Origin of the sequence: Pseudoalteromonas sp. APC 3250 (genome assembly GCF_030407915.1) — a bacterium.
Lineage (GTDB): Bacteria > Pseudomonadota > Gammaproteobacteria > Enterobacterales > Alteromonadaceae > Pseudoalteromonas > Pseudoalteromonas tetraodonis.
Genome location: NZ_JASDCM010000004.1, coordinates 211,737 through 225,721 on the forward strand (window position 1 = coordinate 211,737; position 13,985 = coordinate 225,721).

The window sequence follows — 13,985 nt, forward strand, 5'->3', positions numbered from 1 at the left end:
CTCGTTTAATGATGTTAACTGTATTGCTCGTTATCTAGCTCAACGGCTTCTTTTAAACGCTCAAGTACGTCTGGCATTGCCGAGGCCACACGATTCCAACTCGGCACAAAGGGTGCTTCCATTGGGTTTTCTAAAAAGTGCTGACCGGCATTCATGATATTTTGCGCAAACATTTCAACGGCTTTTTCTTCTTGGTGAATATCAAGGGTTAAACCGTTCATTAGTGCATCATTATGATAGGTTTCAATAAAATCTAAACCAATACGGTAATATGTGGCTTTTAATGAGCGAATAGTTTCGCTGGTAAAGGTAACCCCTTGCGTTGCTAACTTTCTAAATAGTGCTTTGGTGATATCAATCGACATTTTAGAAAGGCCAGCGGTTTGGTCGTCGAGCGATAACGCCTGATGTTTATGATCGTAGTTATCCGCAATATCGACTTGGCATAATCGGTTATGAGAATAGTTACGGTACATTTCGCTTAATACGCCAATTTCTAATCCCCAGTCGCTAGGAATACGAATATCGTTTAATACATCGCGCCTAAACGAAAACTCACCCGCTAATGGGTAGCGAAACGAGTCCATGTACTCAAGGTAATCACGGCTGCCTAAAATGGTTTTAAACGAGCGCAATAACGGAGTAACCAATAGCCGAGAGACACGGCCATTAATTTTTCCATTGGCGGTGCGCGGGTAAAAGCCTTTACAAAACTCATAGTTAAATCGAGGGTGTGCAACAGGGTATATTAACCGCGCTAATAAGCCTCGGTCATAAGTTAAAATATCACAGTCATGCAAGGCGATTGATTCAACCTCAGCGGTGGCTAATTTATACCCCATGCAATACCACACATTACGCCCTTTACCGAGCTCGCGTGGCGCCACACCTAAGGCTTGAAGCTCTTTGTCGAGCGCTTGTAAGCGTGGCCCGTCGTTCCAAAGTACTTTGTGGTTTTGATCAAGCGCTTTAAAAAAGTTCAGTGCATAACGATATTGGCTTTCGTCGGCTCTGTCTAAGCCTATGGTAATTTGTGATAAATAAGGTACTTTTTGCAGCTCTTTAACAATATTTTGTAGCGCGGGGCCTTCTAACTCACTAAATAATGAGGGCAAAATAAGCCCCATGGGTCGCTGCTTACTAAAACTCAGCAACTCTTTTTCTAAATCGTCTACGGGTCTGTTGGCAATATTATGTAACGTTGTAATGATGCCATTTTGATAAAAATCAGCCATGTAAACTATACTCCTCAAAATTGGGTAAAATGCTGTTAATACAAGGTAATGCAGTGATTTCTTCTACCCAGCCTAACGGCGCTGGCAACTGAGAATAGCGCGCTTTGTTATGGGTTAATTTAACCGGCTTTTTACTCTCTGGATTGGCAATAATAATGGCAATATCTGCCTCTTCGAGCATTTGCTTATCGTTATCACTATCCCCAAGCGCAATAATGCTTAGCGGCTTAGTAAACTGCGCAGTAAACTGTTTCACCAGCCATTGCTGCGCCATGCTTTTATCGGTATTTTTACCAATGTGGATAAAGCGCCCGCCTACTTTAACGTCGTAGCCGTACACTGTTATTGCGTTTATAAATTCGTTGAGTTTGTGCTCTTCGCCATGCCAGCAGAGCGGATCTGAATATTGACGATTCTGTGCTTGCGCCGCCTGTATCGCGTTTAACCCTGTGATGTGCATTACCTGCTCACACGATAACTCACTGAATAAACTATATTGGTCGCTGTAGTCTTTTTTTAAATGTGTTAAATCAGCCCATAAATTGCTAATGGGTGCCGCAAATGAATAACACCAATAACCTTGGTATTCGCTGCAGCCAATGGGTCTGAGATTAAAATAATTTTTAGGAATATAAACAGCCGAGCCATTTTCAACAATAAAAGGCTGTTTAATATTGAGCGCTTGTTGCAGTGCCACCACTTCACTAAACGTTTTACTAGTGTTAAATACCACCGGCACACCGCTGTATTGCAACTCTTGTAATAAAGTGTCGACCGCTTCGGTGCTGTAGTCTCTATGATTTAATAACGTACCATCTAAATCGGTAAAAATAATGGGCTGACCAATATTGTCGCTAGTTAGCTGCATTGCGACTACATCACGGTGACTATCAAGCTCTATTAACGCATTTGCTTTGGCACTGAGGGTATTTAAATTTTCTCGGGTAATACGCTCAAAGTGAGAAATAAACCAAAGCAGCTGCTCGTCGGTCATGGTACCTGCGCCTTGGCCTTGTTTTGCGATTAGCTTGTGCTCTTGCTCTTGTCGCCACGCAAACACATCATCAAAACTCGGCGCTTTAAGCATAATTGTGTAGTCAATTTTATTAAATACGGTTTTATACTCATTAGCTAAACAGCTATTAATACAGCGGCGCCATAGTCCTTGCTGATCGTATGATTTTTCTAGCTCATTAATGGGCTCAATTAAGGTAAAAGGCTGCTGTGGCTCACTGGCTACACACCACCCTTCTAAAATAACAATATCGACTGGCTGGCTATTGGTTAACCATTTATTTTTTGCTACGGGTTCATCTTGTTGCTTGTCAAAACGTGGCAGCGGTACATTAACCTCTTTATTTAACAAGCGACTAATGGTTTTATCCATAAGGGCAACATCATGTGTGCCTGGAACTCCACGGGTGGCAAATAAACAATGCACATCTTGTGCTAGCTGCTGACGTTTTTGGGTTGATAAATAAAAGTCATCAATAGAGAGTGCGACACAATTTAGGTGGGTGTTTTGCTCAAACCAAGTCACTAAATAATCACCAAGCGTGGTTTTCCCTGAGCCTTGGCAGCCATTAATCGCGACAAATAAAGGGGCTGTTTTTTTACTGGTTAGAATGTCCTGCGCAATAGCAGAAAAATACTGCTCGCTAATATACTGATATTTCAACGGCAGTTGGTGTTTTACTAAAAAAGCATTTATATCCACACTCTTGGTCTCCATATAACAATCCCTGAGTCAACTATAGGGTATGACTAAGGAAATGCAGTTACTAGACCAATATTATTTATTGTTACTTTTTAGTAGGTTAAAAAAAAAGCGCATTTAAAATGCGCTTTTTTGGTGCAATATTTTTAGCCACAGTGCAAATTTAACTCTGGTTGCTCTGTGCTTTGGGTAATACTAAGTTTAATACTATGCCTAAAATAGCACACAAGCTCACACCTTCTAGGCTGAACTCACTACTACCTATGTACATACCACCAATACCGCAAATTAAAATAAGCGCCACAATACTTAAATTGCGTGGTTCGCTTAAGTCATCGCCCGATTTAACTAAGGTATTTAAGCCAATAACGGCAATAGAGCCAAATAATAAAATCATTATGCCGCCCATTACAGGGACCGGAATGGTTTGCAAGCCCGCGCCCATTTTAGCCACAAACGCTAAACAAATTGCAATAATGGCAGTCCACATCATCACTTTAGGGTTAAAGTTTTTAGTTAGCATTACCGCACCAGTTACCTCTGAGTAAGTGGTGTTAGGTGGGCCGCCAAATAATGACGCAGCAGACGTGGCTAACCCATCACCAAATAAAGTGCGATGTAGCCCTGGCTTTTTCAAATAGTCTTTTTTTGTAACTTGGCTAATTGCCATCATGTCGCCAATGTGTTCAATAGCAGGCGCAATTGCCACCGGCACCATAAACAAAATGGCTTGCCATTTAAACTCTGGCAGTACAAAGTTAGGCACTGCCAACCACTGTGCATTACTTACGGCTTCAAATTGCACTACACCCATAAATAACGAAAGCGTGTAACCGGCAACAACACCGGCTAAAATAGGGATCAGTTTAAATACCCCTTTGCCCCACACGGCAAACACTAAAGTTACTAGTAATGAGAACATAGAAATAATAATGGCACTATCGTAGGCAATAATTTGTGTACCACCATCGCCACTTTTACCCATGGCCATATTAACCGCAGCTGGCGCGAGTGCTAGGCCAATCACCATAATGACTGGGCCGACCACAATTGGCGGCAAAATTTTATGTAAGGTTTTTGTGCCTTTAAACTTCACCAATAAACTCAACAGCATATAAGTAAAGCCCGCTGCCATTAAGCCGCCCATAGTGGCGGGTATGCCCCACATTTGCACTGAGGCAATAATAGGTGCAATAAACGCAAATGACGAGGCTAAAAAGATAGGCACTTGGCCTTTAGTGACAAATTGAAACAACAAAGTACCTAAACCTGCGGTAAACAACGCAACACTCGGATCGAGACCCGTTAAAATAGGCACTAATACCAGCGCACCAAACGCTACAAATAGCATTTGGGCACCCGTTAAAATGGTTTTTATTGAAAACGTAGAATTATTTTGCACTGCTAAACCCTAGTAAACCGTACCGAAAATTTTATCACCTGCATCCCCTAATCCTGGGATAATATAGCCTTTTTCATTAAGGTGGCTATCAACTGAGGCAGTAAAAATCTCTACATCTGGGTGAGCGGCTAATGTTTTTTCAACGCCCTCAGGCGCAGCAACCAGTACGATTACTTTAATTTCTTTACAGCCTGCTTTTTTAAGCATATCGATAGTGGCGATCATGGAGCCACCAGTAGCCAGCATAGGGTCAATCACTAAGCTCAAACGCTCATCAATATTACCTACTAGCTTTTCAAAATAAGGTACTGGCTCAAGTGTTTCTTCATTACGCTCTAAACCCACTACACTCACTTTAGCCGCTGGGAGTAATTGCATTACGCCGTCCATCATCCCAAGGCCTGCGCGTAAAATTGGCACAACGGTAATTTTTTTACCTTTAATATGCTCAACTTTAAGTTTATTACCGTCCCAACCTGTAATTTCGTTATCTTCTAATTCTAGGTTTTTAGTGGCTTCGTAAGTTAATAATGTGCCAACTTCTGAACACAACTCGCGAAAACTTTTCGTGCTAATTCCATGCGCGCGCATTAAACCTAACTTATGTTGAACAAGGGGGTGAGAAATAACGTGAATAGCCATAGTAATAAACCTAGTGATAAAAAATTTGACGTATTTTATATTAAAATAGGCCGTTTGACTGTTAATTTTAGCCCTGATTTCATAGTTCGTGCCAAAATATTTAATTTAGCCATAACTGTTCAACTTTTTGTGTTTATGGGTTGTTACTGGCTAACCAATTATTTACCTGAGCATGCATGTAGCCGTTAATTTTTTTGTGCTCGGGGCTCCACCCAAGTAAAAACCGATAAAAGTCTGCCCATGCTACTGGCCATAAATGAGCCCATTGTGTAACAACATCATCAGCATTAATATACGGTTGATAGTCACTCAGAGCATGCTTCAATTGGCTAAAATAATAATCGAGGTAAGTTTGTGCGTGTTTGTGAAGCTCAGAATCATCCATACAACTGGTCATAAAATACATAACATCTACCACCCCAACACCCGCACCCACATATTGAAAGTCATAACCGAGTATATGCCCTTGGCTATTAGCGGCAAAATTAGCAAGCTTGGCATCACCATGAATTAACGTTTGGTAGTCACATTGTTTTAACGCGTTATTTAATTGAGTAGCTGCCTGTTTAATATCGGACTTTTCAGGCAAGTTATTAAATTCATCAGGGCGTGTATCTAAATGCCAATAACTTCCTTGCTGCCATAAACCATCAAACTTTGTATTTAAATGAAAGGCATTTAAATGAAAGGCATGAAACTGTGCCAACCACTTTAATATCGCCTTTATATTCTCAGTGGTTGCTTGGGTGTATCCCAGCTTTGAAAAGTCTTTAAACACCAAGGCAAATTCATCGCCTTTGTTGATTGCTTTAATGCATTCAATAGCTGCCGCTTGCTTGGGCAGTTTATGGCTAAATTGCTGATAAAAAGTATATTCAACGTGGTAAGAGTCACGCTTTCTATTAAGCGCAAAGCTGCTTTGTTTAATTTTAGGGTGATTAATATGATCGGGTACTTTAATCGCTTTAATCACACAGGCTTGCTCATCAAGTTGACACTTCACAATTTGACCACAGCCACTCCAAAGCGAGGTTAGGGTTTCGCCAATAGCTATACGTTGAAAATGCGGGGTAAGTAATGGAAGATAAAAAGACATAGCCATATTAGGTTGCTAAATTTTAGTTAGCTTAACATTAGACGGTGTTTTTAATAAAAGGTCTTAGTAAAAAGCTCTGTATGTTTTTTCACAACCCTGTATGTAAAAAACGAATGCTAGTTTTTGAATGGGTGGCAAAATTAACTATGCCACTACAAACTTATCGTCGAATTGAGCGCTTTACCCGCTGCAATACTTTGTTGTATCCATTTTAGTTATGGCTTTGTTTAACAATAGAAAGGATAAGACTATCAATGTCATTATTCACTGCGCCAATACTACTATTACTTAAAATCACATAACCAAAGTTAAGGTCAGTGATAGAGCGTGATAGCGAGACCCAACCACGATTAAATCCAGCAAAGCCAAGACTGCTATTCTTTGCGTCAACAACATAGCTCATACTCCAGCGCCCATTAGTGTTTGGCGCGGGCTTTATCATCAGATCAATTAATTTTTCTGGTAGCAACCCTAAACCATTATAATCACCATCGTTGTTGCGCAACACAGCCATATTAAAGCGTGCTAAGTCTATTGGCGTTGTCTGTAAACCAGCAGCTGCTTTCTCATTAAAATAAACCATGCCCGTGACTTTGCCGGAATTATCGTAAGGTGTTGCCGACTTTTTGATAACTTTTTTAGTAATGTTAAAAGTAGAATCCTTCATATTTAGAGGCTTAAACACGTATTGCTGCATATAGTCTTCAAATGCCATGCCTGACACATCTTCAATTAAAAGTTGCACCACTGAATACCCACCACCAGAATAAGACCATTTTGTATCGGGCACATGAATAAGTTCAACAGATCCGGCGCCATTGTTATTGCCATTTAGTGAGTCAACTATAGATGTTAACTTTTCTGGAGACTCCCAGCCTGTATATGGGCCAAGTGACAAGCCTGAAGTGTGAGATAAGATATTTCTCAATGTTACTTTTTTTGCGTTAAACTCAGACTTAGGGATCTGCCAACGTTTGAGGTATTGGTTTATTGGCGCATCTAAATCGACTTTGCCTTGAGCTACAAGTTGCATTACTCCCCAAACAGTAACCAGCTTAGAAATAGACCCTACGTTAAACATTGTGCTTTGGGTAATCTCAGTTTTGGCTGCTACGTCGGCAAAACCATAGGATCGAAACTCTAGAACTCTATTTCCATTGACAAATGCAAGTGCAACACCAGGAGCTTTGTGTTTATCTAAAATCTTTGGTATGTCATCTTCCAAGCGCTCTGTGATCTCAGACACATCAGTAAACTCTTCAGCGGTAGCAAGACTAGCTAAAAACAATGTAAATATTATCAGTATTGATTTAATCATAACTTTCCTTAGTTCGTAAAACGCCAATATAAACAGACTTGAAATAGTTGGCTAAAATATTAAACAGTGTGAAAACAGCCAACGGCTTTTTTTCGTTTGAATATTCTTACTAAATACCGTTTGTTACCGATAAGTATTTGCTTTTACCGAAACTGACATAATAAATAGTTAAAAAAAGCAATTTGAATATATTACTACCGAAAGAATTTTTAATAATAATTCCTTTGTCAGTAATAGAGGCTACAGGAAAGGTTTGGCTTGAACACCAATCTATTTTCGCTTGAATATTTTTAGTTGAATCAGGGATGTTTACTGTTTGCGTAACCCCTCTTTTTATAGTGGCAACTTCTACGTCATCCGCAAACAACTTATAGTCTCTCGCCATATCCACAAATTGTTTTGGTCTAAAAACTTGAATATTCATCTAAACTCCATTTAGGTATTTAACGCCCCAAAAGAGGCAATAAAATTGTTGGCGAAATTAGCGACGCAAGAACAAAAGCCAACTGTTTTGTCCTGCTTAATGTGTTTGTTGTCTAAATAAAGCTATTAGCAAGTAACCCTACGCCAAGCCCTAAACCAAATATAGAGAAGTTGCGTAATATATATACTTTTTTAGAGATATCATAAATAGTTTTACCTTTTGTTAATGACTCAACTATATAGTCTTGAGCAATTAAAGAGTTAAGAATTGAAAAACAAAAACAACCTAAAGGAATATAAACCTTTGAGCCAAAGGTAAGTACTTTTAATTGAATAAGTATAACAACAGCACCTATTATTGCTGATGATAGCCATGCATACTGTTTTAACAACTCAAAATGTAGCTCTGTTGTAATAGTTTCATTTTGGATTTTATTTTTTTCTACACTTCGAGATTTCTTTATACTATCTTCATTATTTTCGACTTGAACTGATTCTTCCATAATTAAAATAAAACTCCATATTTTGATGAAAACCTAAAGCCCGGATAATGGGCTGATAATTGTTGGCTAAAATGTGTAACGAAGCGAAACTGAGTCAACTGTTAGCAGTTCCGCGCTCAAAGCGCCTGTTATGTGCACTTGTTGACCGTTGCTAAACCTAAATCTATATTTGCAACAATATCGATATCATATGATGACACCCATCTTAACTACCTATTGAAACTGTGTCACAAAATTCACTATTAATCTCTGCATTTAGTTTCTTGCAACTTTAAAAGGCTGGCTTCAGCTTTAAATAAGTAAATATCGTTGTAAAACTTAAATGACAGACATGGAAATACCTGCTCTATACAGTAAGTTTACGTATTTGATTGATTAAGCTTTATGCGAGTAATTTTTCGCAGTTACTCATGTTTGCTCGCCGCTTTCTTCCTAGATTTTCACAATAGCTTTCATGTGAAGAAGGTCTACCGACTGCACCATGGAACACACGCGTAAATTGTGTCGTCAATTTCAGCCAGTTCTCAGGGCTAATATTGACTCGCTCTAGTAAAGGAAGGTATATATTGTCAATGTGTCCCTGCTTGTCTTCTCTTATGACACGGCCTGTTAATTCAACGAGTTCAAGGTAGGATTTAAGTTCAAAAGGTAGGCCTTTTGGCATGATTTGGCGTGGTAAGCCTGCAAAACGTAATAAACTTTTAGGCTGCTTGCCTGTTGCTGCACTTTCTAATCGCTTTTTCACGCTGGTATGATTTGATTCTTCGGGGGTGCTGGCTATCTTTGCCCTAATTGGATTTAAATCTACATACGCCATGCAAGCAGCTAGTGCGGCTTCATCTAGCAAGGCCTGTGATTTAAAGCGCCCTTCCCAGAATCGACCAGTGCAGTTGTCTTCTTTATTCGCTTTGCGCGCAATATCTTCATTTAACAAGCGCATAAACCAACTGATGCTAGATAGCCGCTCTCGGTATTGTTTTACTGTTTGATTGAAAAAGATAAGCTCTGCTTTAGTGAGTTTTTCACCTTGCAGGTATTTTTGCGTTAATAACGTGCCTTTACACACTTTATGCCAACGAATAATAATGGCTTGGTCATTTAGCCTATTAGCCTTTTTATCATCTACATACAGTACTAAATGAGTGTGATTACTCATCACAGCATAAGCACACACATCTATGCAAAATACCTTCGCTAGTGCAAGTAACCTATCTTCAACCCAGCTTCTGCGGTGCTCATAAGACTGACCTGTAAAATGGTCTTCTCCGCATAAAAAGGCTCGGCGTACACAGCGTGAAATACAGTGATAATATCGCGTATCAGCCAAACTAACCTGACGCTTTCTTGCAATTGCCATAGAACACCCTGCCTATTTATTCATACTGCCTAAAGCATAGTTTGAAACCATTGCAAGTACAAAATTAAAGATGGGTGTCTGTTTTAGCTTCTTCTATCGGGGTCGGTAATATTACTTTTAATGGGCTTGCCTTTGCTGCCCGTTTTTTCCTCGTGGGTCGCTAAGAACTCCGTGATTTTATCTGCACTTTTATCCAGCTTTTCTTTTTGCTTTAAATCCTGTGTTATCAACTCTTCGCTCAGGCTATCTTGTGATTGGTGACGTTCGATAATACGTTTACTCGCGCGTTCTAGTTTTGCTTTTTTACGCCCTAGCTCATCGAATGTGCCGCTCCATTCTTTACTCGCATTCGATTTCAATTTGCATCCATCAATGGCAAACATGTTGCGACCTATCAAGCCTTCTTCGTCGCATATCATCAGTACTTGCGTAAACAGCGGTTCAATCTGTTCGTGCATTTTGGCCACGAATCCCGCTACCGATGTGTAATGAGGTTGAATATCACCCGACACACTCATGAACAAAATATTCGTCTCACACGCCTTAGCAATACGGCGGCTGCTGATCAAACCATGTGCATAGCCGAGCAAAATAATCTTTAGCATCACTGAAGGTGGATACGCCGCCGCGCCCGTTTTATCATTGTTATACCACGCGTCAAAGCCCGACAAATCGAGTTTATTTTCGACAATATAACAAAGCGCATACTCAAATGTACCTGGCAATATTTGCTCAGCAAAATTGATTGGAATGAATTTATTTTGGCAGGATAAGTCAGGCTTATAGTTGGCCATAACAATTTACCGTGGGTGAATAATATCTATTAGATCACAGTAACCCTGTGGGTTCAAGGTTAAAAAATAATCAAGTGAAATGTGTAGAACCAGTTCCTAAAAAGAGTAATTCTACAACCTCAACGCCTTACTAATGGGCGCATAAATGCTTGGCTAAACTTAGCGACGAAGGAGCGCAAGCCAAGCATTTTGCGTCCTTTTAAGTAACTTGTTAGGTAACATTTACCACCTTACTATTCGATTGCCATAACCAAATAGATGAACCAATACAAAAACCTAAAAAAAACGTTTGCAGCTGTAAAGGAAGGCTATCAGAAATTATATTGAGCGCATAAAAAGCAAAAGAGTTTATTGCAACATCGCTAAGCATTATTAACAATGTTAACGCTATACCTACTCTACGATATTTAGCTAACAAGAAAACAGCTACAAGATCTATGACCGCCAATGCTGTCCAATAAATATTAATCCATTGAGGTGCAAACTTATAGGGTAAAAAACCATATACAACATTATCAAAAACATGTGTTCCACCACCTATAAATAAACAGAAGCACAGAAACCACACCACCACTCTATCCATGAGACTTTATACCTAATGAGTTACCTAACGCCCGGCTAACCGCGCAAATGTTTGATGGCGGCTTTTTTGCGTTTCTTTGCAAAAAAGGTGACAGCGAATATTTGTCCGGTTGAGCCGTTTGTGTACGCCCGACATGGGCATTGACTTATGAGGTGAAAGTCCTCTGTAGGAAGATCACCGTTTAAATAACACACTGTTATTAAACGATAACTACTAGCGAATGGCAAGGGCTAAATCGCGAGAGATAGTCTAGAGGAAGCCGCTAGCAAATCTGTGAGCTGATGAACAAAAACATCATATGAGGCGTAGGCTGGAGACGAGCTAGCACAAGATAGCGAAGTCATGTGATCTAACGGCCACCGTAAATGATGCAGTTGTGCAGAGAAAGTCGATGCACCTTATTCGGGGAGATCTGATAAACACGCATCCGCGCTAACGCTTGGAGATTACCAGTTAGGGACTGGTTGTTCAACCCTTGGCGCTTTGGTTGCTGCGACCTACAGCGAGCGAAATAGCAGTAAACAAGCGTTAGTTTCGACGCGCTTTATCGAGTAATCGCTAGAGTGATTTATCAGAAGTCAGCAGACGGCATAGTAGCCAAACGCCCATCGTAATGGAGGGGACACGGTGAAGGCCTGAACATCTTAACCAGAGGAGATACTACAAATGAACTTGAATTCACATAGATCACCGTGTTGTGATAGTGATGAACAGCGTTCGACTGTGAATAATACCTCGAATGAATACAACAAAACAGATCGTGACCTGATGGCAAGGGTACTGAGCAACCACAATATTGGTGCAGCATGGCAACATGTTAAGCGCAATAAAGGGGCTGCGGGTATTGATAATATGAGTATTGAGGAATTTAATGACTTCGCTAAGTTACATTGGCTGGGTATTAAACAACAATTACTTAGCGGCACTTATCAACCCTTGCCAGTCAAACGCGTGATGATACCCAAACCCGATGGCGGTGAGCGAATGCTTGGGATCCCTTCTGTTATCGACAGAGTGATCCAACAAGCTATTGCTCAAGTGATTAGCCCTTACTTTGAGCCTCTATTTTCACCACATAGTTATGGTTATCGCCCTCATAAAAGAGCCAGCCAAGCAGTAAATCATGTTCAATCTTGTGTTAAACAAGGTTATAAAACAGCAGTTGATATTGACTTGTCTAAGTTCTTTGATGAAGTAAACCATGACATGCTGATGAATCGTGTTGGTCGTAAAGTCAAAGACAAAGCACTCATGCGCCTACTTGGTAAATACCTCCGAGCGGGGATCGCAGAGCGCGAAACGGGTCTGTGGTTTGAGTCAACCAAAGGAGTCCCTCAAGGTGGGCCATTATCCCCTTTGCTTTCCAACATCTTACTCGATGAATTAGATAAGAAGCTAACCTACAAACACCTTAAGTTTGCACGTTACGCTGATGATATAATCATTTTAGTAAAAACGAAAAGCGAAGGACTCATAATCCAGCGGGAAATTACTGCGTTCATCACTCAGCGATTAAAACTCAAAGTGAATGAATCGAAAAGTCGAGTCGGTCCCGTATCAGGCTCGAAATTTCTCGGGTTTACCTTCCGTTACGCTCAAGTGCAGATCCACGAACAGGCGCTAAAGAAATTCAAAGCAAATGTAAGAGAACTCACTAACCGCAACTGGGGGATCTCAATGACCCTACAAATTCATAAACTCACACAGTATTTGCGCGGCTGGGGGAACTACTACCTAATAGCCAACGCTTATCAGCTAACGGTGGATTTAGATCACTGGATCCGACGTAGGATAAGAATGTGCTACTGGCGGCAATGGCGTAAACCTCGCACCAAAGTACGCAGTTTAATGAAATTGGGTGTTAGCGAACGACTCGCCATAGCCTGTGGTATCACCAGTAAAGGCCCTTGTAGAAGCTCAAAAACAAAAGGAATTAACATTGCGCTAGGTAATGACTATTTAGCATCACAAGGTTTAGTGTCATTGAAAGATATTTGGATCAATATTCATTACGGGAGATGAACCGCCCATTGCGGACCCGCATGATGGGTGGTGTGGGGGCTGGAGGTTAGAGACCTCCGGCTACCCGATTAGCTGAATTTAGAGAAAAGAGTGCCATTGGAAAATTGCTAGTCAAGCAACAACGCCAAAGACACTACCTACTACAGCAGTTAAACCCATAGCAAGAGCACCCCAAAAAGTTACCCTAAAAGCACCAACAGTAATTGATGCACCACCAGCACGAGCGGCAAGCCCGCCAAGAAAAGCTAGGAATAATAGAGATAAAATAGAGACAGCAGTTATCAATAAGTTTCCAGGAATAACCCAAGCCACTAATAATGGAAGTGCTGCTCCTACTGTAAATGTACCAGCCGAATAAAAAGCTGCTTGAACTGGCTGTGCACTAACTGTTTCTGATATACCTATTTCATCTCTGGCATGTGCCCCAAGCGCATCATGAGCCATTAACTGTTCAGCTACTTTTTCTGCCAAAATAGGTTCAAGCCCTCTATTTTGGTATATTTTTGCAAGTTCATCTTTTTCAAACTCAAAATTATTGGCTAATGATTCTTTTTCTAGCGTAAGGTCAGCATTTTCTGTATCTGACTGTGAGCTAACGGATACATACTCACCTGCCGCCATAGACATAGCGCCGGCAACTAAGCCAGCAATGCCAGCCAAAAGAATGCTTTCTTGTGAGGAGCTCGCTGCTGCTACCCCAATAATAAGACTAGCTGTAGATACAATACCATCATTGGCTCCCAAAACTGCCGCTCGCAACCAACCTACTCTATGCGATCTGTGTATTTCATGATGAGTCATTTGTTACCTCGATTATTCAGCTAACGCCTGCGTCACGGGTGGCGAAAAGCGCAGCTTTTTGACATCCCGTGCACGCACTTGTTAGAAGTTTT

General features: G+C 40.6%; 13 protein-coding genes. 1 reads left to right on the forward strand and 12 read right to left on the reverse strand.

Annotated features, from left to right (window positions below):
- Window positions 1-14 precede the first annotated feature (14 nt).
- The 11 genes from QL986_RS06455 to QL986_RS06505 form a co-directional block, all read right to left on the reverse strand.
- A complete protein-coding gene (locus tag QL986_RS06455; RefSeq protein ID WP_028834751.1) occupies window positions 15-1,235 on the reverse strand; it encodes a glycosyl transferase in 1,221 nt (406 codons plus the stop codon).
- The gene (locus tag QL986_RS06460) at window positions 1,228-2,967 is read right to left on the reverse strand and encodes an HAD-IIB family hydrolase (protein ID WP_290191339.1); all 1,740 of its coding nucleotides are present in this window, start codon (window positions 2,965-2,967) and stop codon (window positions 1,228-1,230) included. Before QL986_RS06460 ends, QL986_RS06455 begins: the two co-directional genes overlap by 8 nt.
- 148 nt (window positions 2,968-3,115) lie before the next feature.
- Entirely contained in the window at window positions 3,116-4,354 is a 1,239-nt protein-coding gene (locus QL986_RS06465; protein WP_290191340.1) for a uracil-xanthine permease family protein, read from the reverse strand.
- A 9-nt stretch (window positions 4,355-4,363) separates the two neighbouring features.
- Window positions 4,364-4,996 (reverse strand): uracil phosphoribosyltransferase, encoded by a 633-nt coding sequence (gene upp / locus QL986_RS06470; protein ID WP_008115315.1) that lies wholly within the window; start codon window positions 4,994-4,996, stop codon window positions 4,364-4,366.
- A gap of 133 nt (window positions 4,997-5,129) precedes the next feature.
- Window positions 5,130-6,092 (reverse strand): phosphotransferase, encoded by a 963-nt coding sequence (locus tag QL986_RS06475; protein ID WP_290191372.1) that lies wholly within the window; start codon window positions 6,090-6,092, stop codon window positions 5,130-5,132.
- Window positions 6,093-6,303: 211 nt separating this feature from the next.
- Entirely contained in the window at window positions 6,304-7,410 is a 1,107-nt protein-coding gene (locus QL986_RS06480) for a serine hydrolase domain-containing protein (protein WP_024600909.1), read from the reverse strand.
- A 109-nt stretch (window positions 7,411-7,519) separates the two neighbouring features.
- The gene (locus QL986_RS06485) at window positions 7,520-7,834 is read right to left on the reverse strand and encodes a hypothetical protein (RefSeq protein ID WP_016899706.1); all 315 of its coding nucleotides are present in this window, start codon (window positions 7,832-7,834) and stop codon (window positions 7,520-7,522) included.
- Window positions 7,835-7,946: 112 nt separating this feature from the next.
- On the reverse strand, window positions 7,947-8,336 hold the full coding sequence (locus QL986_RS06490) for a hypothetical protein (protein WP_033104177.1): 390 nt from the start codon (window positions 8,334-8,336) through the stop codon (window positions 7,947-7,949).
- A 382-nt stretch (window positions 8,337-8,718) separates the two neighbouring features.
- Window positions 8,719-9,693, reverse strand: coding sequence for a transposase (locus QL986_RS06495; protein WP_290191341.1), 975 nt, complete (start codon window positions 9,691-9,693; stop codon window positions 8,719-8,721).
- A gap of 83 nt (window positions 9,694-9,776) precedes the next feature.
- On the reverse strand, window positions 9,777-10,487 hold the full coding sequence (locus tag QL986_RS06500; RefSeq protein ID WP_290191342.1) for a transposase: 711 nt from the start codon (window positions 10,485-10,487) through the stop codon (window positions 9,777-9,779).
- Window positions 10,488-10,698: 211 nt separating this feature from the next.
- The gene (locus QL986_RS06505) at window positions 10,699-11,070 is read right to left on the reverse strand and encodes a hypothetical protein (protein ID WP_290191343.1); all 372 of its coding nucleotides are present in this window, start codon (window positions 11,068-11,070) and stop codon (window positions 10,699-10,701) included.
- A 666-nt stretch (window positions 11,071-11,736) separates the two neighbouring features.
- On the opposite strand from QL986_RS06505, the gene ltrA reads away from it, so the two are divergent.
- Window positions 11,737-13,092, forward strand: coding sequence for a group II intron reverse transcriptase/maturase (gene ltrA / locus QL986_RS06510; RefSeq protein ID WP_290191344.1), 1,356 nt, complete (start codon window positions 11,737-11,739; stop codon window positions 13,090-13,092).
- Between the two features lie 111 nt (window positions 13,093-13,203).
- Here the strand turns inward: ltrA and QL986_RS06515 are convergent, their stop codons facing one another.
- Window positions 13,204-13,893 (reverse strand): VIT family protein, encoded by a 690-nt coding sequence (locus QL986_RS06515; RefSeq protein WP_290191345.1) that lies wholly within the window; start codon window positions 13,891-13,893, stop codon window positions 13,204-13,206.
- Window positions 13,894-13,985 lie beyond the last annotated feature (92 nt).